The 26,467-nt window shown below is 36.6% G+C and carries 18 protein-coding genes; 17 read left to right on the plus strand and 1 reads right to left on the minus strand.

The window, feature by feature from the left end:
* The first annotated feature begins 82 nt into the window (after nucleotides 1-82).
* Both NQ782_RS16780 and NQ782_RS16785 read left to right on the plus strand, forming a co-directional pair.
* Complete coding sequence (locus NQ782_RS16780; RefSeq protein WP_171456837.1) at nucleotides 83-2,539, plus strand: hypothetical protein; 2,457 nt, start codon at nucleotides 83-85, stop codon at nucleotides 2,537-2,539.
* 393 nt (nucleotides 2,540-2,932) lie between these two features.
* A complete protein-coding gene (locus tag NQ782_RS16785) occupies nucleotides 2,933-3,880 on the plus strand; it encodes an inovirus-type Gp2 protein (RefSeq protein WP_125519095.1) in 948 nt (315 codons plus the stop codon).
* Nucleotides 3,881-3,978: 98 nt separating this feature from the next.
* On the opposite strand, the gene NQ782_RS16790 is transcribed toward NQ782_RS16785, so the two are convergent.
* The gene (locus NQ782_RS16790; RefSeq protein WP_034438249.1) at nucleotides 3,979-4,440 is read right to left on the minus strand and encodes a hypothetical protein; all 462 of its coding nucleotides are present in this window, start codon (nucleotides 4,438-4,440) and stop codon (nucleotides 3,979-3,981) included.
* 206 nt (nucleotides 4,441-4,646) lie between these two features.
* On the opposite strand from NQ782_RS16790, the gene NQ782_RS16795 reads away from it, so the two are divergent.
* From NQ782_RS16795 to NQ782_RS16865, 15 genes are all read left to right on the plus strand, one after another.
* Complete coding sequence (locus NQ782_RS16795; protein WP_005247083.1) at nucleotides 4,647-4,934, plus strand: hypothetical protein; 288 nt, start codon at nucleotides 4,647-4,649, stop codon at nucleotides 4,932-4,934.
* Nucleotides 4,935-4,978: 44 nt separating this feature from the next.
* Nucleotides 4,979-6,013 (plus strand): DUF932 domain-containing protein, encoded by a 1,035-nt coding sequence (locus NQ782_RS16800; protein WP_125519093.1) that lies wholly within the window; start codon nucleotides 4,979-4,981, stop codon nucleotides 6,011-6,013.
* A gap of 148 nt (nucleotides 6,014-6,161) precedes the next feature.
* On the plus strand, nucleotides 6,162-7,226 hold the full coding sequence (locus tag NQ782_RS16805; protein WP_125519091.1) for a YqaJ viral recombinase family protein: 1,065 nt from the start codon (nucleotides 6,162-6,164) through the stop codon (nucleotides 7,224-7,226).
* A 176-nt stretch (nucleotides 7,227-7,402) separates the two neighbouring features.
* Nucleotides 7,403-8,302 carry a hydrolase or metal-binding protein gene (locus tag NQ782_RS16810; RefSeq protein WP_125519090.1) on the plus strand — a complete coding sequence of 300 codons (900 nt, stop codon included), beginning with the start codon at nucleotides 7,403-7,405 and terminating at the stop codon, nucleotides 8,300-8,302.
* Nucleotides 8,303-8,397: 95 nt separating this feature from the next.
* The gene (locus NQ782_RS16815; protein WP_045796130.1) at nucleotides 8,398-8,628 is read left to right on the plus strand and encodes an AlpA family transcriptional regulator; all 231 of its coding nucleotides are present in this window, start codon (nucleotides 8,398-8,400) and stop codon (nucleotides 8,626-8,628) included.
* Nucleotides 8,629-8,700: 72 nt separating this feature from the next.
* Complete coding sequence (locus NQ782_RS16820; protein ID WP_125519088.1) at nucleotides 8,701-9,285, plus strand: bifunctional 2-polyprenyl-6-hydroxyphenol methylase/3-demethylubiquinol 3-O-methyltransferase UbiG; 585 nt, start codon at nucleotides 8,701-8,703, stop codon at nucleotides 9,283-9,285.
* Nucleotides 9,278-10,285, plus strand: coding sequence for an HNH endonuclease domain-containing protein (locus NQ782_RS16825; protein ID WP_125519087.1), 1,008 nt, complete (start codon nucleotides 9,278-9,280; stop codon nucleotides 10,283-10,285). The genes NQ782_RS16820 and NQ782_RS16825 overlap by 8 nt, the downstream gene beginning before the upstream one ends.
* A 185-nt stretch (nucleotides 10,286-10,470) precedes the next feature.
* Nucleotides 10,471-11,058 carry a restriction endonuclease subunit S gene (locus NQ782_RS16830; protein ID WP_032051862.1) on the plus strand — a complete coding sequence of 196 codons (588 nt, stop codon included), beginning with the start codon at nucleotides 10,471-10,473 and terminating at the stop codon, nucleotides 11,056-11,058.
* Nucleotides 11,059-11,072: 14 nt separating this feature from the next.
* Nucleotides 11,073-12,335, plus strand: a complete 1,263-nt coding sequence (locus NQ782_RS16835; protein WP_125519085.1) for a class I SAM-dependent DNA methyltransferase — start codon at nucleotides 11,073-11,075, stop codon at nucleotides 12,333-12,335.
* Between the two features lie 127 nt (nucleotides 12,336-12,462).
* The gene (locus NQ782_RS16840) at nucleotides 12,463-14,784 is read left to right on the plus strand and encodes a type I restriction-modification system subunit M (protein ID WP_144618874.1); all 2,322 of its coding nucleotides are present in this window, start codon (nucleotides 12,463-12,465) and stop codon (nucleotides 14,782-14,784) included.
* Entirely contained in the window at nucleotides 14,781-16,025 is a 1,245-nt protein-coding gene (locus NQ782_RS16845; RefSeq protein ID WP_050676144.1) for a restriction endonuclease subunit S, read from the plus strand. Before NQ782_RS16840 ends, NQ782_RS16845 begins: the two co-directional genes overlap by 4 nt.
* 93 nt (nucleotides 16,026-16,118) lie before the next feature.
* The gene (locus tag NQ782_RS16850) at nucleotides 16,119-19,403 is read left to right on the plus strand and encodes a type I restriction endonuclease subunit R (RefSeq protein ID WP_032051555.1); all 3,285 of its coding nucleotides are present in this window, start codon (nucleotides 16,119-16,121) and stop codon (nucleotides 19,401-19,403) included.
* A 481-nt stretch (nucleotides 19,404-19,884) separates the two neighbouring features.
* Nucleotides 19,885-21,285, plus strand: a complete 1,401-nt coding sequence (locus NQ782_RS16855) for a hypothetical protein (protein WP_404215639.1) — start codon at nucleotides 19,885-19,887, stop codon at nucleotides 21,283-21,285.
* Nucleotides 21,278-24,139 (plus strand): DEAD/DEAH box helicase, encoded by a 2,862-nt coding sequence (locus NQ782_RS16860; protein ID WP_079282239.1) that lies wholly within the window; start codon nucleotides 21,278-21,280, stop codon nucleotides 24,137-24,139. The genes NQ782_RS16855 and NQ782_RS16860 overlap by 8 nt, the downstream gene beginning before the upstream one ends.
* A 404-nt stretch (nucleotides 24,140-24,543) precedes the next feature.
* Nucleotides 24,544-26,409, plus strand: coding sequence for a hypothetical protein (locus tag NQ782_RS16865; protein WP_228131685.1), 1,866 nt, complete (start codon nucleotides 24,544-24,546; stop codon nucleotides 26,407-26,409).
* Nucleotides 26,410-26,467 lie beyond the last annotated feature (58 nt).

Genomic DNA, 26,467 nt, shown 5'->3' on the forward strand with positions numbered 1-26,467 from the left:
AATAATATTTTTTAATTGTATTTTTATCTCTTGATAACGAGATATAATTTAATTAATACCTGTAATAATACATTTCAAAATTATGAAACAACAGCGATATATAAGCATATTAGACACTTTTAGTTGGAATAAATTACAAATTGATGTTGCAGATATATTTCATATATTGAAATTTAAAAAAATAACAATGATTGCTTCTTATGAGGAAGGTGTGATTGGTGTCGAACAGGCTAAACATCTGCTGGATGAGTTGGAAAAGTTGCAGTATTTATGGTGTTTGGTTGAGCAAAATTCTTTTTTGACTTTTGATCAGTTTAAGAACAATTTAATGAACAGTACGGCAACAAATTGGGTGTGTGCCAGACAAGAGATAGAAGGTTTAAGTTGTGATCTGAATGCACTGACGATGCCCTATCTTAAAATTGGCAATGAACTGTATTTAGTTTGGTTTAGGCTGAATGCTCTGAATCAATCGCCATCATATTTAAATGATCATCAGCCGTACCTGTATTCACCTTTAAATACAAATGTGACTTTGCTACCGTCAACAGCAGTCAGTAGCGGTACACATCTTCAGCATCATACGTATTTAAACCTTGTACTGTGGTTGAAGCAATATTTAAGTACAACCAGCTTTCTTCCGAATTATGTTATTCCAGCGCTACCACCTCAAGTCACAACGGAGCAGCTTTTTGATACCTTGCTGGAAAGATATCAATCACTTTATTGCCTGTCCTTAAATATTCAGCTTCCATTCAAGTCAAACGGAATGGTTGACTATCATGCGTTTATTCAAGATCGATTGATGCGTATCCCACAGTTACAGCAGGTGATAACAGGTACTGCGGGTCTCTTGTTTATGATGACCAAGACGGAACATGACTTGGTATCAGGATTGAACCTCAATGTTGTTCTCATATTGAGTAATAAAAAAGAGCAGTTGGCTGAGAGAATCATTCAGAAATTTGAATCCGAGTTGAAAAAGCTTTTAATTGGTCGCCCTTTTCATATTCATCACTGGGGGAAACAGCTGGCTCAGGAGTTGAAAAAAGATGCAATTGATGGAGTAATGAAGTCAACAGATAAACGAAAAATAAAGGATTTTAAATATTGGATTCTGAGTTTTTTTCAGAATGTAGATGAAGTCATTCAATTTCAATATTTCCTCAATAATCAAAATTACAATATCAATCAATACTGGTATTCCTCTGGGCTTTTAGATGAACGTAATTTTCCTGTTGACCTGACTATGATGGGGAGAAAATCTTTTCAGGATTTGGTGTGCTATGAGGATGATAAAATATGGAGTGTTCGTCATCTACCAGTCATAGCAAAAAATAGGCTTAAGATTTCGCAAATTTTTAATCGTGAGTTATCAATTCAGCTAGATGATTTTCCAAATTTTATAGGTCTCATTCAAAATATAGAAATGTTTATGGCGACTGTGATGGATACTACAGTCGGTGCATTTAATCTACCAATACGACTAGGAAATGTTGAGTTGTCTGCTGAAGAAATCGAGCGTTCAATAACACGTATAGGTCATCAGTTGTTATGGATATTCAGTAACTTGCCTGACTTACACTTGTTAAGTGCGAGCCCTTACTTATCTCGGTTGAATATCAATGTGCAGTTCTTTTTAAAGAATGCGAATCTTTGGCAGGTAGAGCAACAATTGGCTGCAAAAACCAGTAAGCAAGGTGCTGAACGATTTAATGCGCTGGTTAAACAACTTCGACGGGATTACCACTCGAATATCAGACAGTCGAAGCTGAATGTAAAAATCTGGAAACAGGTGCGGCATTCAGTAACAGTGAACTTGGACGTGCCAACAACAAATAGCAATGGAACGGTCGTTGAAGCTGTCGAATATGTGGACTATGTCCAAGCTGTTGATGTGGGTGATGAGGACATTGCTACAAATGATCATATTGAAGCCTGTTATAAGAAGTGTGAACTCAGACTGAAAAGCTTGCAGACGTACGTTAAAAATTTACTGAAAAGAGAATGTACTCTGTATAGAGTTCATTTTGGATTGGGGTCAAATGGTGCGGAAGTCAATCAGCAGATTTTTTCAAAAAACATCACTGAAATGTTTTTACGTAACCGCAGACGGCAACCCATATCCAGTATGACAGGATATTTTGGAGCATGGCGTGAATATGGTGGGCAGCATACTTATCTTGATCTCATTTTAGTTTTTGATGCGAGAAAGTATGAGGAACTAAGAGATATGGATAATTTATTCTGGGAATTGTGGAAAAGCCAAATGGATTCTGTTCAGCAGGATGGGTACAAAACGTCATTCAACATTGTTCCATTGATGCCATCTGTTCCTGAGATGAATCAGCAATCGTTTTTACTTGAACTCGGTGATCAGTCAAGGCGAAAGCAGGTCTTTGATGTATTGGTCAATTATTATAGTTTTATTGAGCTGTATGAGCGACAAGCTACTGTTCGAGTCCCTAAAGTTTTAGTGAAGGGCAGTGTAACTAAAAGGACAGTTAAATCTAAAGTTAAAACCAAAGCTAAGGTGTAAGTTTAGCTTTAGCAACATCCCCATATTTTGGTTGTTCTCATTGTATGGGACTGCGGTGTAATGGTTAGATCAGAATGATTTGCTTAACAGGTAATATATATTATTAACTACAAGAGTAATGTATAAATAATATATTAAACATAAACAATATCTTATTTGGTTAAGTGAGTATGTGATTTACTTAGCTCAGTATAGCCCATACTCAAATGGGCTATAGACTATGTATCAATGACACAGTGTTAAAATATTCAGAACTAACCCTATAGTATGTTCTAAAGTCTTTAAGCATATTCAGCTAAGCAGGATGACCACAACATCCTGCTAGAGAATCATGATCAGTAAAATTTTACATCTCTCTCTTAGATATGAACCTTGTATTTCAAGAGAAACCAAATGTACCAGAATATTCAATACGATCTACTTTACCATGAAGCGGAAGTGCTGGCAGCAATAGACCATTTCATACAAGAAGTATGCTTGGGTAGTTATGAACTATATCATCAAAACCTAATGGTAGACCTGCAAAAGCTAGTTCAGGCATTTAAGCCAATCTATAACGTCAATTTCTACTACTGTTATACCGTACAGATATTCATTGATGTGGTAAACATCGTTGATTACACCTTAAGTCTGATGCCACAGGCAGACTATGATTATATAGTCTGTTTTGATGAGATGACTGTTTGGCATATCTTGAATTATATCCAGTCATTGTCAGGTTATGTTCAACAGCAACTAAAGGATTTCCAACAGCGGGAGTTAAAGAATCAACATAGCCTTTTGGAGTATGCATCTGCATTGATTCACCATTATGCGAGAACGTTAGTCGTTCGAGTGGATTTATCTATCAAGAAAGAATATCAAGCCTTATACAATATTCAAGTATTCAATGAAGCCCTAGAAATATTGCTACGGCGTATCGCAGATCAAGACACTTGCTTTAGTAGTTTGTATGGTTATGCATGGGCATTAGAGCACGGGGTTAGTAAGGGTTATCATTGCCACCTTTTGCTTATGTATGATGGAAATGTACATCGAGATGGCTATGAGCTAGGAGAGTGGGTAGGTGAGTGCTGGGAACAGATTACTCATGGATATGGTTATATTTGTAACTGTAACCGTTCCAACTATATGGCGAAATTTGAAGCGAAGGGGACTTTAGGAATCGGTATGATCCATCGTACTGATGATCAGCAAGTTCACAATTTTCTGAATTACGTTGTTCCTTATCTGGTGAGTGATGAAAAAGAACAGCAGCATCCCCGAGTGAAAGATTCAGCCTATATGCATAGCTTTGGTAAAGGTGTGATCGACTCTAAAAATCGTAGAGGATTGGATTAATATCTATTACAAAAGAGAGCACTAAATTAATAAAATGCTCTCTTTGTTGGCATCGTCCTGTTAGGTATTCTGATTGAGTGAATACAGATCTAGATCTATTATTTTTTGTCTGGCAGGCTAGAAGAAAAAGCCTCTGGAGGAATCTGTACTTTACGGGCTTTGAACATTCTTTCAGATTCAGGTATTGGGTGAATTTGATCTTTAAACCATTGTGGTGACAAATAAGGATGATCACTGTGATTTTGTATTGAGGATTTAGAGGAAAGAGGGATTTTAGCAATTTGTGGTGGAAACACCCCTAGTTTATTAAGTTCTGCCTCATAATAATTTTTAAGGTCAAGCGTGTTCTGTAATTCTACTTTTAGTTCAGCAATCTCATTTTGAAGTGTAATCAGACCTGAATTTTTAGGTTTTATGCCATCTAAAATCTGTAGTGCTTTTTCTTCATCAATGATTCCATCAGAAATTCTTACTAATTTTCCTGAACGAATTGCATGTCTAATTTGATGTGCTGTGAAACCGTATTTACCACAAAAATCTGCTATTTGAATCTGAGCCATAATTTTAAAGTTCATAAGAAATGTTTGAGTTTATCCTACTGATTTTATATAACAAATCAACTATTAAATTGAATCACATTCTAAATTATTTCAAACACATAACATCCTAATGAGAATCATGAAGCTCATTTGAGTACACATGAAAAATGAATATCAAGCCTGCCATCGTGCAGGCTTTTTTATGCCCTAAATTTAGGAGTCGAGTCATGAGCTTGAATTGCCCCTTTTGTCATTCAACTGACATCATGATTGTTGAAGCAAACATACAACAAGCAAATTCAACATTATCAAATCTTGCATCACCTGCAGCATTAGGTGCTTTAGGCACAACCGTTGCGAAGTCTTTGAACTTGCCTCCCATCGTTGGAGGAATTGCAGGAACTGTACTCGGTGGTTTGTTTAATTCATTTACAGAGCAAAACACACCTCCAAAGCAAAGTTTGTGCTTCTGTCATAACTGCTACCAAAAGTTCCCCATTCAATATCTGAATTAAGAACAGATCCAATTTTTAACATTATTTTAAAAAGGAATAAAATTATGACGCATCAGGTCGAACAAATGGCGTATGTCGGAGAAACCCCTTGGCATGGTCTAGGGAATCAACTGACACAGAATCAGCCGATTGAAGTCTGGGCAAAACAGGCAGGAATGGACTGGCGAATTGAATCTTCTGATGTCAGCTACATGGCAAAGAATGAACGCGGGCAGAGCATCATCATGCCCTATGAAGAACAGCGAGTTCTGTATCGTTCCGATACTCATGCCCCCTTGTCTGTAGTGAGTCAGCGTTATCAGGAAGTACAGCCGATGGAGATTCTGGAGTTCTACAGGGATCTGACTGAGAAATCTGGTTTTGAATTGGAAACCGCAGGTGTTCTGAAAGGTGGTAAGAAGTTCTGGGCATTGGCACGTACAGGACAATCTACAGCGCTCAAGGGTAAAGACGTCAGTAACGGCTACATTCTGCTGGCGACTGCCTGTGATGGTACGTTGGCGACTACAGCACAGTTCACCAATATCCGGGTGGTGTGTAACAACACTTTGGCAATAGCCCTACGCGGACAAAGCAGCAGTGCAGGTGTGGTGAAAGTGCCACACAGTACCAAGTTTGATGCTGACAAAGTCAAACAGCAATTGGGCATTTCAGTCCGTGCCTGGGATGAGCATATGTATGAAATGCAACAGCTGACCCAGCGTAAGGTCACTCAAGGAGAAGCAGCTGCCTATTTTGATGCCGTGTTTAACAATACCAGCATGAGTGCTGTTGACCAGGAGGAGAACATCATTCAGTTCTATCGCAATATCGCTAATCCAACTCCAGCCAAAGAAAAGCCTGAACCGAATGGACGTGCCATGGCTAAAGTCATGGACATGTTCAATGGACAAGGCCGTGGTGCAGAACTAAGCTCAGCCAAAGATACTGCCTATGGTCTACTGTGCAGTATTACAGAGTTTGCCGATCATGAACGTCGGGCCATGAGTACCGATCATCGTCTGGACTCTGCTTGGTTTGGTGCAGGTGCTGCATTAAAGCAGCGTGGGCTAGAACAGGCCCTTCGCTTAGTGGTTTAAGTTTCATTTAAGCCAGTGCTATTAAAATAATGGTCAAGGGTCATGCAGATGATCCTTCTCCAGTGAAACCCTCTTTTGCCACATCTCCAGATGTGGCTTTTTTTATGCCGAAAATTTTACAGAACTCAATATTTAAAAGGATCAGAGCATGAATCAGATTGCACCGATAAATACCTCTCAACTTCCTCATTTGCCAATTCCGAATGAGATGAAGGAATCAAATACCGCAGCTAAACGAACAGCGACAGCCAAACGTTTAGCCAATACTAAAAATATAGATTATCAAGAATGGCTAGAAGTGCGTAAGCAAGGGATTGGCAGCAGTGATGCTGCAACCGCCTGTGGCCTAAATCCCTATATGTCTATGCTGGAGCTGTGGATGATCAAGACCGGTCGAACTCAGCAGAATATTGATGATGACAGCTCAGGCGTTGCACCGTTGTATTGGGGCAAACAGTTAGAGCCATTGGTGGCGGAGTACTACAGCTTGCATACCAATAATAAAGTGAGACGAGTCAATGCCGTGCTTCAGCATCCCGATCCGGATAAGTCGTTTATGTTGGCAAATCTGGACTATGCGGTCGTGGGTAGCGATGACGTGCAGATTCTGGAATGTAAAACAGCTGGGGAACATGGTGCCAGACTATGGCGAGATGGTGTGCCTTTATACGTGCTGTGTCAGGTGCAACACCAACTTGCGGTAACAGGCAAACAGGCTGCACATGTCTGTGTTCTGATCTGTGGGCATGAAACCAAAATCTTCAAAGTGACACGTTCTGAATCAGTGATTCAACACATCGTTAAGGCAGAGCGTTATTTCTGGGAGTGTGTGGAAACGGATACTCCACCATCAGTCGATGCCAGTGAATCCGCAGCCAAAGCCATTCTGCAACTCTATCCAGCGCATGTACCGCTGAGCGTTGAAGATCTCTCACAAAATGAAAATGCCAATTTGATGTTTGATCAGCTCATCAAAATGAAAGAAGAGATTCAGCACAAGCAGGAACGCTTTGACCAGCTGAAACATCACATCCAAATGCTGATGAAAGATGCAGAACGTGCCACCTTTGCCAATGGCTCGGTGGTCTGGAAGAAAGCCAAGGACTCCATCAGCCTAAATACCAAAGCATTGCTTCAGCATCAGCCTGAACTTATCGAGCTTTATCCACTGCAAAAACAGGGTAGTCGTCGATTCAACATCTATACCGACTAAGTCTGTTTCAGCCCATTCAAATAGCGATGCACAAAAACCGCTCCCCGCCCTCCATTTGCTAGGAATAGAGGGCAATACGGTCGCGGCTTTTGTAGCTAGCTATATACATATTTATTGAATCAGGTGATCTACATAAAGCTGGATGATCTGTAAAAAATCAAATTGAGGAAAATACAATGATTAAAGGTTTAGCGATTACACCACCTGCCTTGGGACGTATTAGTATTGGTCGGGTAGTAGAAAAGAATGGCAAACGCCTACCTGAAAAGGATGATCAGTTCACCATTACTTCCCAGATTCAAAGCAAAGAGGGTTGGGTGAAACATCCCCTGGATGAACAGCTTCGAGCCAATACGCCTAATCAAAAACTCAGAACTATACCCGTCCGAATGATCTTCAATGATCCTGACTTAAACCTACGTGCAGAATACAGCCTATTTGACCGACAGACTGGGCGGCCAGTGTGTGTCGGCAATGGTGAAACCTGCCAGCGGTTAACCAATCAAGGGGTGGAACAGCATCCATGTCCATCTCCAGATTTATGTCCGTTGGCTCAAGGAGGTAACTGTAAGCCGTATGGGCGTTTGCATGTGAACTTAGATGAATCGGATGAGTTTGGAACCTTTATCTTTAGAACCACCGGCTTTAACAGTATTCGGACTTTGGCTGCACGGCTGAATTATTATCACGCCGCATCAAATGGTTTGCTGTCTTGCTTACCTTTGCAGCTCACTTTAAGAGGTAAAAGCACCACACAAAGCTATCGTCAGCCGGTGTATTACGTGGATCTGACTCTAAGAGAAGGGATTAGTCTGAATGATGCAATTACCCAAGCCAGGCAAATTGATGAGCACAGCAAACAAGCGGGATTCTATCAAGAGGCGGTAGACCATATCGCCAGACGAGGTTTTGCCAATGCACGGTTTGAGACAGATATAGAGGAAGGGTTGGATGTGCTGGAGGAGTACTACCCTGAACAAGAACAGAACCGGGCGGTGGAGCAACAAACTTCACCTGAAGGATTTTTACAGGATATTCAGCAGGGGTTGCAGCAGAGTGTAAGAGCTGTGAATTAAGCTAGAGGAGAGAAGATATCTAACGTTAAATTTTACAGACCAGCTCTATTATTTGAGCGAATAGCCGCTCGCATCAATGATTAGGAGCTAGCCTCATGAATGCGTTTATCGGTCAAACATTTCAAATGAATCAACTCATCAGTATTAAGCAGGTTGTAGAATTTGTCGGTGTGGGGCGTTCTACCATCTACGAGATGATGGATGAAAACTCACCTTATTACGATCCTACTTTTCCAAAGAAAGTTAAAATCACTCAAAATCGTATCGGCTGGTCAGCTTATGAGATCCATCAATGGATTGAAAGTAAGTTGGCGAGTCGAGAATAAGGGATGCTCTTAGCTCCCTTATTTTTTTGTTTTCTTGTAGACTGAAAGTGTCTTTTAGCCTAAGTGTCCGTAATGAAAACAATAGACTACTACAATAAGCATGCAGAAGAATTTACAGCTTCAACGTTTGAAGTTGATATGGAAAGCCTATATCAGCCATTTCTAGTTGAGCTGCAGGAAGGTGCTCGGATTCTTGACGTTGGCTGTGGCTCAGGACGAGATACTCTGGCTTTTAAAAATAAAGGCTATCAGGTCGATGCAATAGACTATTCAGAAGAACTCGTCAAAAAAGCAACTCGGCTTACAGGTATTCCTGTTAAGTTACAGAGCTTTTATGAGATTGATGCTGATGAAGCTTATTATGGAATTTGGGCGTGTGCATCGTTATTGCATTGTGAGCGTACTCGTTTAAAAGAAGTGATAGGAAAACTGTTGAGTGCGCTAAAGCCAAACGGTGTGCTTTATATGTCATTTAAGTATGGCAACAGTGATCGAGAAAAAGAGGGGCGTCAATTTACTGACTTAAATGAAGCTCAAGCGGAGATTTTACTTGGGCAGCTTGAAAATGTTCAACAGATACGGCAATGGATCACAGTAGATAAGCGAGCTGAACGCACAGAGCAGTGGCTTAATCTACTTTGGAAAAAATATGTTTGATTTTATTCCTACAGCTCAAGAACAACTCAAATTCCTTAAAAATATCCAACTGATTTTGCAGTCTGGGAGCTTTAGCAGTACCTATAAATTTGCTTTGCTAATTAGTCTGAGTCGTTTGAGTATTGAAAAAGGTGAAGATGAGGGGGGTACTTTAATTCTAGAGTACACAGATCTCGCTGAAAAATTTATAGAGTTATATTGGAAGCAAGCAGTACCATATACCTTTCATGAAGATGGGCAGCTGATCCTGAATCAGAATAATGGTAAGCAGGCAGCGATTGTAAATCGAATTATTTTACTGAGACAAAGTTATTCGTCACTTGGTTTATTACGTCGGGATACATCTGTTTGGTTAAAGCTACTAAAAGAAGTGGCAAAAACAATAAAAGAAATGCCTGTACGATATTTACAAAATATCAATGGTCAAAATTTTGAGTTTTTATATCGACTCGAATATTCAAATAAGCAATTAACCCTTTTGCCGCAAGTCATGTATTGCTTAAGACAATTTAGTGAAATTATTGAAGAGCTATGTCAAAAACGATGGATTGATTACATACGAAAAAACAGTACGAATGCACCTATCTTAAATAAGCTCCCGAACCTAGAGCAATTTATGTTTGAACCGAGTCGTAATCAGCTCAATGCAGTGGCAAATGTACTAGTAGAGCTACAAGAGTGTAAGTGCTTTTACTGTAACAAATCGATGAAAAAAGGCAGTTATGCAGTGGATCACTTTATTCCGTGGTCAATGTATCCATCGGATACAGGGCATAATTTTGTACTTGCGGATTCAAGTTGTAATTCTAAAAAAAGTAACTTACTTGCCTCAGATGAGTTTTTACATAAGTGGCGGGAGAGGAATGAAGAACAGGATTTAATTATTGTGGATCGAATTTCTGTACTGGGGTTCCTGACAGATAAGGAGCGATCGCATAAGGTAGCTGATTGGGCTTATGCACAAGGAAAAGAAAATGGCTATATTTTATTTAAAAAATAAATAAAAACAGCTTGTTGTATTATTTTTTATAGTGAATTTTAGTTTTTTTGCAACGGAGTTTTTTTAGTTTTACAATAAAAACAAAAAAAGTTTTAATAAAACTATTGATTATCTTTTCGTTTGTGAGTAATCTTCGCCCAAGGAAATAGATAAATGGTTTTAGTAAAACTAATTTTGGAGTAATTATGAAACTAAATGAAATATGTTCTAGTATTACAGTTGGAGTAAATAAATTCAATGAAGCTCAAGAAGAGAATGAGGCTTTAGTAAAGATGTTATTGCTCACAGGACAAAGCCTGAATGATAAAGGCTTTATTGATGTGAATGCTGATACTACAAAGACGGTATTCATTGAACCTGAGTTAGTTGAAAAAAAGAAATTGAAATCAGGTGATGTTGTCTTCTTATCAAAAGGTACGAACCTACGCGCTTCAATTGTTACGGAAGAACAAGAAAAGTTAAATCTGTTAGCACCTGCTACATGTTTGGTCATCAAAGTTAATCTTAACCTTGTTGTACCAGAGTTCTTAACAGTGTTTCTGAATAGTGACTATGGTCAAGCAGTGCTCACCAATCTAAATAAAGGTACAGCGATTCTTAATATTCCTGCAAGTAGTTTGAAGGAAATTGAAATTTCAGTACCTGACTTAGCTGCACAAGAAAAATTGGCAGAGGTTTTTCACAAAAATTATTATGTACTAAACATGCTGGAGCAATTAAAAGTTCAGCAAGTTAAAGTCGCTAATGCTGCGTTTCAAAAATTGATGGTCTAAATAGGAGACGAAAAATGAAAAATACAATCGAATATTTAGATGCCTTATCAGCTATGACAGGCACGATGACACGTAGTGCTGCTTTAGAGCTATTTACTCTGATTTCTTATCTTGTAAAAGAGAATGGCGACGACAGTAAAAAGATAGTGCTATCAACACACGACAATATTTCAATATTCATTTCTGATTACGTGACAGAAAAAGAATTACATTGGTTTCCTAAGGATGTAATTCGTTGGAATACAAATCAGCTTGTGAATATTTTTCAGCTATTCCTAAGTCTACGTGAACAGTCTTCCAACGATCAAAATTATGGTGAAAAAGCCTTTGAAGTATTAAAAGCCTTTGCTCTTAATTCAACTAAAAATTGGGACATGTTTAATGTTGATTCGCAAAATATCCTCAATGTTTTTAAAGTGGTTGTTGGTTCCGTAGAGGATAAGCTACTTTACGATGGTGCTTGTGGCTTAGGTTTTTTAGCACATGAATTGAATCCGAAGCAGTCAATACTTCGAGATATAAATACGGAAACAGTAGGGCTAGCCCAATTACTTAATGTTTTACGTGAGGGAAATGCAGATATCCAGCGAGTAGATTCATTAACGGATGAACATTCAAGTTATGGTGTAGATCTAGTTGTAAGTACGCCACCGATAAATGTAAGAGTTGCTGAAGCATTAGTAGAAAGTAAAAACTATTTAAAAGAATTTTTTATCAATGCTCGAATTCCAACAAGTGCATCTGAAAGCTTATGGATTCAGCAAGCCCTTTATCATTTAAACTCAACAGGTAAGGCTTATCTTCAGATTATACCAGGCTGGTTATTCAGAGGCGGGTATGATGCAGAACTTCGAGAAAAATTGGTTCAATTGAACTGGGTTGAAGCTGTTGTTTTGTTGCCTGCTGGTATTTTGGCCGATTCAAATATTGAAATGAGTTTGTTGATTCTTAATAAGGCCAAGGTAAAAGAGACCATTCGTTTGATCGATGCCCGTAATTTTGGTGAACGTCAACGCCGAAAGTTGAATTTTGGTTTGGCAGATGCAGAAAAAGTGAAAGAGTTACTCACAGCAGATGAGGAAACTGAATGGTCAAAAGATGTCACGATTCAGCAGGTCAAAGCCAACAAATATAGCTTACACTGCTCGGAATATTTTGATGTTGAAATTGAAGTGGAGCAGCTTGATTTTGAGCATGAGATGAAGCTGTTGGAAGACACGCAAGTAGCATATGAAAACGTGAAAGCTGAGTTTAATCAACTGCTAAAAACTATTTAATTCAGGCTTTTACATAAAAGTATCACTCAAGGAGAGTGGTACTTAAGATACTGATTATTCAAAAATTGGGGATTAGGGAAAGACATATTTCAATCCCTAGCCCACAAGAAATTTAGATTGAGGCTATATGAACATCTCTCTTATTGAAAAAGATTTATGGGAAGCAGCAGATGACTTGCGTGCTAACTCTAAGCTAACAGCAACAGAATATGCTCAACCAATTTTAGGCATTATTTTCTTATCTCATGCGACTTCACGTTTTTATAGCATTAAAAAAGAACTCTTAACGCAGCCACAAATGGCAGCTTATCAAAAATTAGTTGATGAAAATAAAATGCCAGCTGATGCTTTTGAAAAGCAATTAGAGACAGCTTTTAAGGCGAGAAGTGCATTATATTTGAATCCTGAGCAACGGTTTGACTATTTAGCAAATTTACCAGCTGGCCATAATTTAGGTGTTGAGTTAAATGCTGTTATGGAATCGATTGAGGCACAAAACCCTATTTTAAAAGGTGTGTTGCCACAAACTTATCAAAGTTTTGAAGAAGACTTACTTGAACGCGTAATCCGTATTTTTAACCGAGATACGCTATTAAATGCTGAAGGTGATGTGTTCGGGAAAATTTACGAATATTTCTTAAATAAATTTGCCCAATCTGGTGCTCAAGAGGGTGGAGAGTTTTTCACACCTCCATCCTTGGTTCGTACTATTGTTAATTTCATTGAACCTGATCATGGTCTAATTTTAGATCCAGCAGTGGGCTCTGCAGGGATGTTTATTCAAACGACACATTTCCAAGAGCAACATAATACGCATAACCCGATGCAGTTTGTGGGGCAAGAAAAAACAGAGAATAACCAAAAACTTGCCATTATGAACATGGTTGTACATGGCTTAGATGCATCTAACATTACGGAAGGAAATTCATTTTATAGTGCATTGCCAGACTATATTGGGCAGTGTGATTTCGTGATGGCAAATCCTCCATTTAACGTTGACGCCGTTGATGCGAGTAAGTGTAAGCCTGATGTTTATACAGTGCAGCAGCACCCAGGCCAACCTGAGCCTACTGCATTAGAAATTGCAAAAGCTGCCATTGCTGAAAAGAAACGTTTGCCTTTTGGATTGCCAGGTGTGACTTCTAAATCAGGTGGTAAACGTGCTGATGGTAATGATGCTAAGAATGAGCAAGTATCAAATGCCAATAGCTTATGGATACAGTACTTTTATAGCTATTTGAATGAGACTGGTCGTGCAGGTTTCGTCATGCCATCGAGTGCGTCAGATGCAGGTGGTCGTGATAAAGAAATTCGTCAGAAGCTCGTAGAAACAGGTCATGTCGATATTATGGTTTCTATTGGCCCTAAATTCTTCTATACCCGTTCATTACCTTGTGCGCTTTGGTTCTTTGATAAATCTAAACCTGAGAGTCGAAAAGATAAAGTTTTGATGCTTGATGCACGTAGTGTATATACGGTTGTATCTGCAAAATCACATATATTTAGCGAGTCACAACTTGAAGCATTGAATGCGATTGTTTGGTTGTACCGTGAAGAGCACCATAAGTATCAGAACTTATTACGTGGTTATTTGAACACGATGATTAATACTATCGAGCAGCTGCCAAATGCCTATATTGATTATGTAAAATCTACAAAGGCAGTAGTAGATTATGTTGCAAACTTTGCACAGCATACTTCAATTGACGTGTTGAATAAGTTAACTAAAAAAGAGCAAGAAGCGGAAAATAAGCCGACACTAATTACAGCTGATCAGCTTGTAAGATTTAAGTCGGATGTTTTAAGTGCACATAAAAGTTTAGTTGCTGAGCTTGTGGACGATGCAAAAAATGAAGTGCTTGATGGTCTACCTCAGGTGAGTCAATTACGTTCACTGTTAGAAACTGCTCAAGACCACGCTTCAATTATTGAAGTATTTAATACGCTTCAGAATAGTTTAGATAAGACTCAAGCAGTTTTTGATAAGTTAAATAGCATGAAATCAGAAGCTTTAACCTTTGTTGCTCAGGCTGAAAGTTTATATGCGAAAAAGGATAAAAAGCGTTGGGCGAGTAAAGAAGTTTCAGCATTGCTTAATGTGTTGAATACCTCAGCAGAAGGTGAGACTGAAACTGTACAAGATCAAGTACAAGTTTTAGAAAAAAATTTAGCAGACCGAATAGCAGATATCATTTGGTTAAATGAGCGTTTCCCTGAGGGGGTTTATGCTGATGTTGCTGGGCTATGTAAACTAGCTTCACAAGATGATATTAAGGTACAAGATTATTCTTTAACAGCGGGTCGTTACGTTGGAGTTGAAACACAAGAATCAAATGTAAACTTAATTGAAGAGTCAAAGAAACTGTTAGATGATTTGATGATGTTAGATGAAGAATCAACTGAACTAAGCTCAAAAATTCAAAAAATGCTAAGTGAGGTTTTAGCATGAGTGAATTTATAAAACTGTCAGACTTAGCGATTTTAATTACTAAAGGTAGCACGCCTACTACTTATGGTTATAGCTTTAAAGATGAAGGGATTCCATTTATTAAAGCTGAAGCATTAAATGGTGAAGTATCTTTAGATATTAAAGGCTTCTCGTATGTAGACGAAGAGACACATAACTTTTTAAAACGATCAAAAATATATCCAAATGATATCTTGATGACAATTGCTGGTGCTAATATTGGAAAAGTGGGTTTCGTCAGAGATAATATTATTGAAGCTAACACGAATCAAGCTGTTGCTATCATTCGTTTAGATCAGGAAAAAGTTTGTTCTCAATTTTACTATTATTACTTTAAGCAAAATTCATTTTTTAGATTTGTTCAGAGTTTAAATGCACAAGCAGCTCAACCAAACATTAATTTAAAAATGATAGGTGACTTTCCAGTACCTAGATTGGATTTAAATACACAGCGTAAAGTTGTAGAGCTATTAGGTAATATTGATGACTTATATATCTGTAATCAAGATAGAATTTCCAAATTAGATAAGATAATTTCAAATATATATACAGATTGGTTCATCAACTTTAAATTTCCTAATCATGAACAGGTTAATTTTGTTGATGGGATACCTGAAGGGTGGGTTTCTACAACAATTAATGATGTGTGTACAACAGTTAGTGGCGGTACACCTTCAACAAAAGTTGAAGCATATTGGGAAAATGGCAGTATTGAATGGGTGACACCAACTGATATTACAAAATTAAAAAGTCTAATCTTGCTGAACCCAGAGAAAAAAATTAGTCAATTAGGTTTGGAAAAGTCATCTGCTAAATTGCTACCACCAAATACAATCTTAATGACAAGTAGAGCAAGTATTGGATACTTTGGATTAATTGATAAAGAAGTTTGTACAAATCAAGGTTTTATATCAATTATACCAGATAGAGAAATTTTGAGATACTATCTGTTATTTAATTTAAAAAGTAGGATTTCTGAAATTGATGCTTTAGCGTCAGGCGCAACTTTTAAAGAGATTTCAAAAAGCACTTTCAGAAGTATGCCAATACTTATTCCTTCGGATAAAGTGTTAGAAGCCTTTGATAATGTGGTCAGACCTATAATTTCTCAAATGCGAAATTTGGAACTTCAGAATGATAATTTGTTAAAGTTAAAAGAAACTCTTTTACCTCGACTGATGTCAGGTGAACTCGACGTTTCAAAACTTTCAAGTATTGAATAAACATGAAAAAAAACCTGCGTTCTCGCAGGTTTTTTTTTACGACCTATGCTAAATTGGGTAACAGGGACTTTCTAATATTTATAAATTTTTATTATGGCAAACGCAAAATTCTCCGAAGAAAATTTAATCCAAAAACCTGCTATCAAAATTTTAAAAGAGCGATTGGGTTGGCGAACTACCCATGCCTATGATGATGAATGGAAAGACGGAAAAAGTATTTTTGGCCGTGAGTCCGAGCAACAAGTTGTACTCTTGAACGACCTTAAGGAAGCTTTAGAAAAAATTAACCCTGATGTACCAGCAGAGGCCATCAAAAATACAATTAAATATTTAAAAGACCGTAGAACGTATGGCACCAGTGCAATAGCCGAAAATAAACATCGTTATGAACAAGATTTATTGATTGGTTATAAGACTCAAGCACCAGATCCAAAAACAAAAAAAATAAAAGACTACACCGTTAAAATTATTGATTTTAAAGAAGTTGGAAATAATTTATTCCATGCCGTTGATGAGTTATGGGTGAAAAGTGCCATTACTTCAGAGCGTCGTCGACCAGACTTAATTTGTTTCGTGAATGGATTGCCTTTAGTTTTCTTCGAATTTAAAGGTGTAAATATTGATGTTAATCGAGCTTTTAAAGGTAACTTAAGCGATTACAAAGACAAGATTCCTCAACTCTTCGACTTTAATGCGATTACGATTTTATCGAATGGTGAAGAAGCCAAGTATGGTACGTTTACTTCGCCACTAGAGTTCTATGGACAGTGGAAACGTAATGATGAAGATGACCCAGAGCCACCCGAAAATACCAGTCAATTAAAACGATTACTGTATGGAATATTAGACAAAACGAGATTGCTTGATCTAGTTGAAAACTTTATTACTTTTGAAGGCGAAGGTGATAAGACAGTAAAAATCATTGCGAAAAATCATCAGTACTTGGGCGTTAACCGTGTCATCGAACGCTTAGTGAGCCAAGATCCTAAAGATGTAGCTGAACGAAAAGCCGGAAGACTAGGGGTGTATTGGCATACCCAAGGATCGGGTAAATCATTCTCTATGTTATTTTTCACTGAAAAAGTGCTGAGAAAAATTTCGGCGAATTACCGTTTTGTAATTATTACAGATCGTATTGAATTAGATGATCAAATTTCCAAGCTTTACAGTGATTGTGGAAAGGCCGAGAAAGTAAATGATCAGGCAGTGAGTGGGGAGCAGTTAAGAAAAAAATTGACTCACTCAAATGACAAATACATTTTCACCACTGTGCATAAATTTAATCAGTTGGTAACTGAGCCTTATAGCATAGCAGATAACATCATTGTCATATCAGATGAAGCACATCGTAGCCAATACGGAGATCTAGCACGTAACATGCGTGCAGCATTACCAAATGCAAAATATCTAGGCTTTACTGGTACGCCCTTAATGGATTCACCAGAAGATCAAAAGACCAAAGAGTGGTTTGGTGATTATGTATCAATTTACGACTTTAAACGTGCCATTTTAGATGGGGCGACTGTACCTTTAATTTATGAAAATCACGGAGCGCAATTAAGTATTGCCAATCCAGATGAGCTAAATGACCGGATTCAAAAAGTCATTGATGCTGCCAAAAAGAAAGGGAAGAGTGAAGCGGATATCGAGCGTTTAATCCGTCAAGCGAGTGCCGACTACAATATTTTAACGTCGCCAAAACGACTCAAGATTATTGCACAAGATGTGGTAGATCACTATAAAGCACGTTGGTTATTAGGGACAGATCAGTCACCTTGTAACAAAGGGATGTTAATCTGTTTAGATCGTAATACGTGCTTGAAGATGTATGAATTAATTTCTGAAAAATGGCAAGAAGCGATCAAAAAGCAACGAGAAGAACTTGCTGAGGAAGAGATCATTCATTGTCATGATCCCGATATCCTAGATGAAAAACGTAAACATTTAGCTTGGATGCAAGAGACTCAATTTGCGGTTGTTGTGAGTAGCGAACAAAGTGAAATTGAGGAAGTAGCTAAATTTAATGACCATAATGGCAAACCTCTAGATATTTTGAAACACCGTGAAATCATGCAGAAGCGGAAATTGGATGAGGAGTTTAAAGATAGTCATCATCCACTTCGTTTCGTGATTGTATGTGCAATGTGGTTGACTGGATTTGATGTGAAATCATTGTCCACGTTATACATTGATAAACCGATGCAGAATCATACCTTGATGCAAGCCATTGCGCGTGCAAACCGTGTAGCTCCAGGTAAAAAGCAAGGTACGATTATTGATTACAATGGCATGTTGCAAAGTCTTAGGAGAGCACTTGCTGTATTTTCAACAGGTAAAAATTCTGCCGGTAAAGCAGAAAAAATAGAAGCTGATCCATTACACGATAAAGCCGAATTACTTACAGAGTTTGGGGTTTACCTTAAAAACTTGATCAAGTATGCAGAGTCGAAGAAGGTTCCATATGACGCATTAAAAAATGCGAGTGATGAAGAGCGGTTAGAGTTACTGCTGCAGTCTAAAGATGCACTGTCTGTCACAAAGCAGACGAAAGCGACGTTTATTGCAATGTTCAACGATTTAGATTTACGAAAAGAAAATTTATTGCCTTGTGACGAGCTATCAATGTATCAGGCGGATTTGAGTACGTTAAAAGCATTATATCGTAGATTGTCGAAACGCGAAGATGGATCTGACATTACTTTTGAATTGAGACAAATTCAAAACTACGTCAACCATCATTTAGATGCTAAGGATAAAGATGGAAAAGATGCAGAATATGACTTATCTGCAATTGATTTTCATCGTTTAAAAGTTGAGTTTGAAAAACTTAAACATAAAAAAAATGTTTTGATGGAGCTTCAAGAGCGTATTGAAAAGGCTATAGCTCGTTTAACTGCCATCAATGGTGATCGTGCAAAATTTTATGAAGACTATCAGAAAATCATCACAACAATTAATGAAGATATATCAGATGTCACGATTCAAAAAGTTTTTGAAGAATTAATGAAAGTTTATGAAGACCTTACAGAAGAAGAGACTCGTTATGTACGTGAAGAGTTAGATAATGACTTGGAACTTGCCTTATTTGATAAGTTGAAAAAACCAAACTTATCAGAGAAAGAAGAAAAAGCGGTGAAAAAAATTGCACAGGAATTATTGATAAAAATTCAATTTGCATTGTCTCAGGGAGTTAACTGGATTAACCAAGAAAGCAATAAAGCTAAGCTCATGGAAGTTTTGAATAGTGAAATTATTCTGACGGAAAATTTGTCATGGGAGACATTCAACTATAATGATCGTAAAGAAAAAGCTGATTCGATTTTTGACTATGTTCTGACACATACTGATTTGATCATGAATAGGCAGATGTATTCTTAATAGGTAAAAGGAGTAAGCCATGTCTTGGATAGAACAAGAGTTTGAGACATTCAAATGGGTGATATCAAGGTACTATCGAGTATGGCTTATTCCGTTGTTATTCTTAATATTTAGTTTTGGAATTTTAGTTTTTTTGAACTTGAGATTAAGTCATTATTTCGAAACAAGGCCAGAAACCCTTTTATCACTTTTTATGGATCAAGTTGTATACATGTATTACGAACATGCTGGGAATAAAGTTTTGAAGCGGTTTGTACTTATTGGGCCAATAGTGTTGTTTCTAATAGGATATATGAAATATAGAAAGAAATTTTAAGATTGATAAATTTGAATGATGTATCAGTGCGGTAAGTTGTTTAAAGATAAAGTTCAAATCTATTTTACCTAAGAAAAGGTTTGATTATATAACGTTATGGGTATAAAAAAAGTTGTCTATCGATTTGGTAAGAAGATGAAAAGTCGATAATTTAAAAGTGTTGTAATGATGAACAAGCAAATTATTGTAGAAAAATTAAGGAATCAGTTAGATGGTTATTATCAAATAGATAAACTGTTTTTTTTAAATGCATATCAAATGGGGCAAATCCAAAATATACAATTCGTTTCACAATTGAATATTTTATTAAGTCAAACTCAAGCTTACACAATATCGTATAATTGCTATGAAATTTTAAAAGAACATTTACCCTTGAGTTTTTTGGATGCCTATTTTGATTATTCTTTAATAGAAAATACCACTGTAAATGAAAAATTAGATTTAGATACCTTATTTGACTTCACCAATAGCTCTGATCAGCTTGAAGCTGTTGAAGCTGTTGAAGCTGTTGAAGCTGTTGAAGCTGTTGAAGCTGTTGAAGCTGTTGAAGCTGTTGAAGCTGTTGAAGCTGTTGAAGCTGTTGAAGCTGTTGAAGCTGTTGAAGCTGTTGAAGATATTGAAGATATTGAAGATATTGAAGATATTGAAGATATTGAAGATATTGAAGATATTGAAGCTCTTTCGATTGACAAGCCAACACATTTTCTTGACTTCTTATCAGACCTAGAGACAACCAATGAAAAAAAAGAAGAGGATTTGATTGTTCAAGATGATGATATATATGCCTTTACAGAATTTGATTTTGTAGAAAGTGAAACTGATTATTTTCCAGATGCTTTGAGCAGCGAGGAAAAAGCGTTATTGAAATCGAATGATTTTATGAGCTTGGTCGAGTGGCATGGCAAGAACATTCAAGAATATTTACAAGTATTTTTTCAAGAACATCCTTCAAATGCTACTTGGGCTGCTTTGAAACGTTTGGCTGATTTCTCACTTACATTTGAAGAGTTTATTTTAGTTGTAAGGACTAAAGAGCTTTTAGAGAATGATTTTTCTTATTCAGACTATGATGATACAGGTGTCTATAACTTTAAGATTAGACAAAAATATTTCCCTTGGCCAACTTTATTGAGCATAGTTAGATCTTTTAATGGATATCCTGATTTTGAAGAAATAGAAATGTTGCTTCATGAGTTGGATGAAGAGTGGGTGAATCATCCTAGCTATGTGCGGCAGTTTTCGTCATTTGCAATTTTTTTAAAATATAGATTCTTAAATATTGATGAACATTTACCACAATTTGCGGAATTTCAAGATAACCAATTTACTCAACTATATTGGCATACAAATCATGATATACAGCAAGTTCAAAAAGAAAAGGATCTAGAAAAATGGGGCATTTCAAAGCCTAAAACTTCTAATTTGAGAACTATTGAAAGTGGTATTCTTGAACAATTTGATAGAGAGATGGAAGAAGAACGTGTAGCTAAACTGGAAGCTAAATCTAGCAAAGCTAAGCAATCAGAAGAAGATGATGAAGAAATTGAGTGTGAAGTAAATGAATAGTATTTTGATCCCAGTGCAAGGCTGTTTAATTAAATTAGATTTAAATGGGGACACGAGATATGGCATTGTTTCACAAGTAAAAAATGATGAAACTTGTGTTGTTAAGTGGTTCGATACGGATCATAAAAATCAATTTTCTGAAGTCAAAATAAAAGATTTAAAGCCTGCATTTCAAATAGGGATGGAAGTGCAAGATGCTACTCCTGAAATTGGATATGAACGTCTAGGGAGAGGGGTGATTGTATTTGAGCGTAAGCTCGCAGGATTCTATCAATACTTGGTCAATTATGAGCAAGATAATGTCAGAGTATGGATGCCATATCAGCACCTTATCCCTGTAAAAAATGCGGTGGCACGTTTTAAACGTAGTGATATTAGTATTACTCAGACAGAAGTAGAGCGATTTAGATTCCGGATATTGGCCAATGCAATTAAGTTATGGAATGAAAATACAGGTGCCTTATCACATTTGGATATTGATCCATTGCCACATCAAATTAACTTAGTACACCATATTTTAAAAACAAATAATTTAAATTGGTTAATTGCTGATGATGTTGGTCTTGGTAAAACCATTGAAACAGGCATGCTGTTACATGCCTTAAGACAGCGTGATCAAGCAAGAAGGGTGCTACTCGTTACGCCAGCTGGACTAACTAAGCAATGGAAAGAAGAGATGTATCATAAATTTCATATAGATGAATTTAGAATTTATGGTACTGACTTTTCTATTAGCGAACAGCGTGAATGGAAACAGTATGATTACGTAATAGGTTCTATGGATACCTTGAAGCATGAAAATCATATTGAAAAATTATTAGCTGCTGGCAATTGGGATATTGTAATTTTTGATGAAGGACATCGTTTATCTAGACGGCAATATGGAAACAAATATGATGCCTCTGATCGTTTTGATTTAGCATCGAAACTTAGATTAAAGACAAAAGCCATGATTATTTTGTCTGCAACACCACACCAAGGTGATCAGGCAAAATTTATTGCACTTTTAGAGCTATTGCGACCTGAAAGAAGACGAGAGTTATTACAACTAGATCGTAACCCTGAAATTATTAGAGATATGATTTATAGAAATCATAAGGCGGATGTTACGGATAAAGATGGAAAGTTTATTTTTAGAGGAAAAGTGACAAAAGCTATAGCGATTCCCACAACTGAAGATTTTCAAGAGTTTGAAGATCTATTGTCGGCATACTTTAGGAAAGGGTATCAAGCAAGCCAAGCAGAAGGAAGTTTTGCTCGAGCAATTGGATTTGTTATGACTACTTATCGTAAATTGGCGGCTTCAAGTGTTATGGCAATTCATAAGGCTTTATTAAAGAGAGTTATGCGTCTTGAAAGGAGTTATGAATCGGTTCAACAGACTTTACAAGATTTCAATGATGAGCGTTATGCAGGCGAAATTTTAGAAGAAGAGCTAACCAAGATTCTTAACGATGGTACAAATGCCATCGAATTCTTTGCTGGAGAGTTAGAGGACTTAAAAGAATTGGTAGAGGTGAGTCGAAGTCTCATACTTGAAGATAAAAAAATTAAAGTGTTTATGGATTCAATTGTTGAACAGATTTTGACAAAAAATCCATCGGACAAGGTTCTTATATTCACAGAGTATAGAACGACTCAGGAATATATTAAGAGCAAACTGGAAGAGCGTTACGGTGTTGGGAAAGTAGAAATAATTAATGGTTCTATGAAGCATGATGATCGTATAACTGCCATTTCAAATTTTCAAGAATCTGCTCAATTTCTTGTATCTACAGAAGCTGGTGGAGAGGGTATTAATTTACAGAAGAACTGTAACATCATGGTAAATTATGATCTGCCATGGAATCCAATGAGATTAGTTCAACGTATTGGGCGTTTATATCGTTATGGACAACAGAAAAATGTTTTAATTTTTAATTTACATCAGCCAGACAGTGTGGATGTAAATATCATCTTCAAAATGTATGAACGGATTGAACAAATTGTTAATGATCTTTCAAATGTGCAAGCCCATGAATTTAATGATGGGCTCAAGGATGAGATTTTAGGTGAGCTTAGTCAGTATGTTGATGTTGAAGAAGTTTTAAAAAATCTTACAGAAATTGGTGTTTCGCGTACCGAAGAAAGAATCGAAGAGGCATTAAGAAATGCGAAAGAAGCTGTGAATGTTCAACGTGAAATTCTATCTTATGCTTCGAGTGGTGATGTTGAAAGTATCAGAACCGATCTCCAGGTAGAACCTAACCATATCGAAAGCTTTGTTTTAGGTATGCTTGAGATTCTGGATATTGAACATACTTTGCATAGGGAGTCAGGTTATATTCGTGTGCGCTTTGATGAAGAAAATCAGAAAAAATTTAAAAGCATATTAGGTAAAGCATCTTTATTAGATGTCACAATTGATCGTTCTGTAGCAGTGAATAGTCCTCATATACATATGCTAGATTTGTCGTCACCTATCATGCAATTTTTGATTGAAAAAGCATTGGATTATGATACTGGTGGGTTATGTTGTGCTATTTCAGATGCTGATAATGCATTTATGAACTTTATGACGACGAATATTTTAAAATGGCAAGATTTGCAAGGAAATGTTGTACGTAAGCAATTCTGTATATACACATATTCACCAAAAAGTGAGCATGTAAATCCACCAAAAATTTTAGATATGTTCACTAAAAAATTAGCAGCTTTTAATCAAACAGTACCGATTTCTACACAGCAGGCAAATAGTTTATTAGAGAAATCAGATAGAGCTCTACAGTCATTTATGGCAGAAAAATCTAATCCATATTTAATGCCAAATGATTTGTATAGTTCATCTATTGCATTAAATTTATCAATAAAATAGGTATTAAGCAGAGTTTGTTTGAGATGCTCTGCTTAAATTAAATAAAAAGGACAAAGTGGTCTATTGAGGTTATATTTGGTTGGGTAATTTATGGGTAAAATTGAATAATTTTTTTTGATAACTGTCTATGTGAACTCATGATAGATCGTGAGTTAAACATCTACCACCTCAAATTCTAGTTGAAGTGTTATTGACAAAAAACTAGATATTTCATATTCTTTCAATTAAGCAAAAATGCCTAGGTTGAGTTTTAACCTGCGGTTAAGAAGTCATACTCTCTTAAACAAAAATACTCATCTTATCTTCATACATAAGACAAAATCCGTTACTTCGTTAGTATGCTGCTGAATCATAAGGTTTAGTTGAGGCTTTTTATTTCTTATCGAAATACAACGGATTTTACCATGTTCAAAGCATCTTCAAAAAACAACTTTGCGCCCCAAACATCTATTGTGGGTTATTTACCGCTTAAAAAATTTCATATTCTGCCAGTCTTTGGTTTAGAACCTGAACTCATTAAACAATCAATTAAAAGTGTATCTCGTGATCGTGAAGAAATAAGTCATTGCACGTTATTAAATGCACTTGTTCAATCATTGGGTTTTCAGGGAGGTTTCTCAGGATATTCGAATGCCTATGAGCAACGCCTAAAACCATTTATGGAAGATCGTGATTTAAAGCAATATGCTGATCTGATTGCACCAAGGTTTCCATGTGATGGAGCTAGTCATTTAAAACACGTGCGTCAAGACATCTCAGAGCGTCTGTTCTATAGTAATAGCGCTATTCCAAATAAAATATTTACAGGATACAACTTTCGTTATGATCAATACTTTGATGATGGGATAGGTATCTACAACTTTGAGATTGAGCATTTTCAATATGGATTAAATCAAAATCCTTATGATGCGAAGTGCTCTGAAAATGTAGATCTTGCGCTACAAAATCCTACACTTCAAGTACAGCTTAAGCGTAAACAACCGAAGACCAGACCACTGATTGATATCGTGATTGGTGGAGACTTATTTTTTATTCAGTCTGGTTTTAACTTGCTTGGAGATCAGTTGATTCAACCGAGAGAAAAAGAATCAGTTTTTCAATTTTATAACAGCAATAAGACAGCTTTGGCAGAATCTCTAGTCCATTGTAATAAAAAGATGAATTTATTCATTCAGCGTATTGAGGAAATTAATCAAGGTTGGATTGAGGTACTCCCTTTTAATGAAAATCTTATTTTTTTAAAAGGTGAAAATGGTGATTACGATTTCATTTTTAAAAATCAACGTGATGAAGAATTCGAACATCAAATTTATGAACCGTACTTAAAAAGAGCTGATGTACCTAAATTTGAAGATGAATATCATTTCAAACGCTGGTTCTACTTCGAGTTTAAAGGGAATAGACAGCAGCAGTTACATCAAGCGGAAACTGAATATTATTGTTCTGGTGCCAATACGCATAACTATCCTGGCATAGAGGAGTTACTAAAACGTTCATTGTATAGTGATTATACAAAGACACTCATAGATTTGAGGTCTTCCATTGAGTTGCCTGATTATCAAAAAATTAAGTTGGAAAATGGCAAAGTTTTAATGGTCTCAGACCTTATTACAATTGAAGACTTTAACGAATTTTCGATGGCTAATCGCTCATATGTGCAAGGTCGAGCTGAGTTGTTTGAGAAAAATGGTGGTTTAGATAACCTTGAAGCTGTAAATGCGGATGAAGATACAACGCTACCAGTATCTTTAACTTGGTACGATCTTATGACGTTTATCAGTTGGTTTAATCGTAAAAATAAAATCGAAACCCGTTTATTAACATATGATGAGTTTTTTGAAATTTCGCCATTTTATGAAACGATTTATGATCATTCGGGGCTGAGTTCTTATACTCCTCCTTTAAAGAAAATATCCAACGGGAAAGAATCATTTATTGGACAACCTAATGAAGAATTTGAATACAACTGTTTGAGTTTTTATGATGAAAATGGAGTGAAAATAGTTGGTCATCCACCTTATATGGAAGAAGAAGCTTTCCAAAAAATTCAATTAAAATTTGATGATGTGGAATTTTTGGAAAAACATGGGCTCAAATATATTGATTCTAAAAATTTTGGTGAGTGGTTAACAGATAAAACTTACGTGTGTTGTAAATCACTCACAGGATTTTATAACTATATTTCTAAACCAACACCAGCATTGAATTCTACTGGTAAATATAAAGGTCGAAAAATTGGTTTTAGACTGTGTTATGAGTTGAAAGATTAATTACTGTTACCTATAGGCATAAGAGAACTTATGCCTATATTCTTATTAAGTTCAAAAA

This window comes from Acinetobacter sp. BD54, assembly GCF_044778325.1.
Taxonomy (GTDB): Bacteria; Pseudomonadota; Gammaproteobacteria; order Pseudomonadales; family Moraxellaceae; genus Acinetobacter; species Acinetobacter baumannii.

What these genes read in the sequence shown, in the direction of transcription:
- NQ782_RS16780 (WP_171456837.1), top strand. Translation starts at nt 83, where the DNA reads ATGAAACAACAGCGATATATAAGCATATTAGACACTTTTAGTTGGAAT.
- NQ782_RS16785 (WP_125519095.1), top strand. Translation starts at nt 2,933, where the DNA reads ATGTACCAGAATATTCAATACGATCTACTTTACCATGAAGCGGAAGTG.
- NQ782_RS16790 (WP_034438249.1), bottom strand. Translation starts at nt 4,440, where the DNA reads ATGGCTCAGATTCAAATAGCAGATTTTTGTGGTAAATACGGTTTCACA.
- NQ782_RS16795 (WP_005247083.1), top strand. Translation starts at nt 4,647, where the DNA reads ATGAGCTTGAATTGCCCCTTTTGTCATTCAACTGACATCATGATTGTT.
- NQ782_RS16800 (WP_125519093.1), top strand. Translation starts at nt 4,979, where the DNA reads ATGACGCATCAGGTCGAACAAATGGCGTATGTCGGAGAAACCCCTTGG.
- NQ782_RS16805 (WP_125519091.1), top strand. Translation starts at nt 6,162, where the DNA reads ATGAATCAGATTGCACCGATAAATACCTCTCAACTTCCTCATTTGCCA.
- NQ782_RS16810 (WP_125519090.1), top strand. Translation starts at nt 7,403, where the DNA reads ATGATTAAAGGTTTAGCGATTACACCACCTGCCTTGGGACGTATTAGT.
- NQ782_RS16815 (WP_045796130.1), top strand. Translation starts at nt 8,398, where the DNA reads ATGAATGCGTTTATCGGTCAAACATTTCAAATGAATCAACTCATCAGT.
- NQ782_RS16820 (WP_125519088.1), top strand. Translation starts at nt 8,701, where the DNA reads ATGAAAACAATAGACTACTACAATAAGCATGCAGAAGAATTTACAGCT.
- NQ782_RS16825 (WP_125519087.1), top strand. Translation starts at nt 9,278, where the DNA reads ATGTTTGATTTTATTCCTACAGCTCAAGAACAACTCAAATTCCTTAAA.
- NQ782_RS16830 (WP_032051862.1), top strand. Translation starts at nt 10,471, where the DNA reads ATGAAACTAAATGAAATATGTTCTAGTATTACAGTTGGAGTAAATAAA.
- NQ782_RS16835 (WP_125519085.1), top strand. Translation starts at nt 11,073, where the DNA reads ATGAAAAATACAATCGAATATTTAGATGCCTTATCAGCTATGACAGGC.
- NQ782_RS16840 (WP_144618874.1), top strand. Translation starts at nt 12,463, where the DNA reads ATGAACATCTCTCTTATTGAAAAAGATTTATGGGAAGCAGCAGATGAC.
- NQ782_RS16845 (WP_050676144.1), top strand. Translation starts at nt 14,781, where the DNA reads ATGAGTGAATTTATAAAACTGTCAGACTTAGCGATTTTAATTACTAAA.
- NQ782_RS16850 (WP_032051555.1), top strand. Translation starts at nt 16,119, where the DNA reads ATGGCAAACGCAAAATTCTCCGAAGAAAATTTAATCCAAAAACCTGCT.
- NQ782_RS16855 (WP_404215639.1), top strand. Translation starts at nt 19,885, where the DNA reads ATGATGAACAAGCAAATTATTGTAGAAAAATTAAGGAATCAGTTAGAT.
- NQ782_RS16860 (WP_079282239.1), top strand. Translation starts at nt 21,278, where the DNA reads ATGAATAGTATTTTGATCCCAGTGCAAGGCTGTTTAATTAAATTAGAT.
- NQ782_RS16865 (WP_228131685.1), top strand. Translation starts at nt 24,544, where the DNA reads ATGTTCAAAGCATCTTCAAAAAACAACTTTGCGCCCCAAACATCTATT.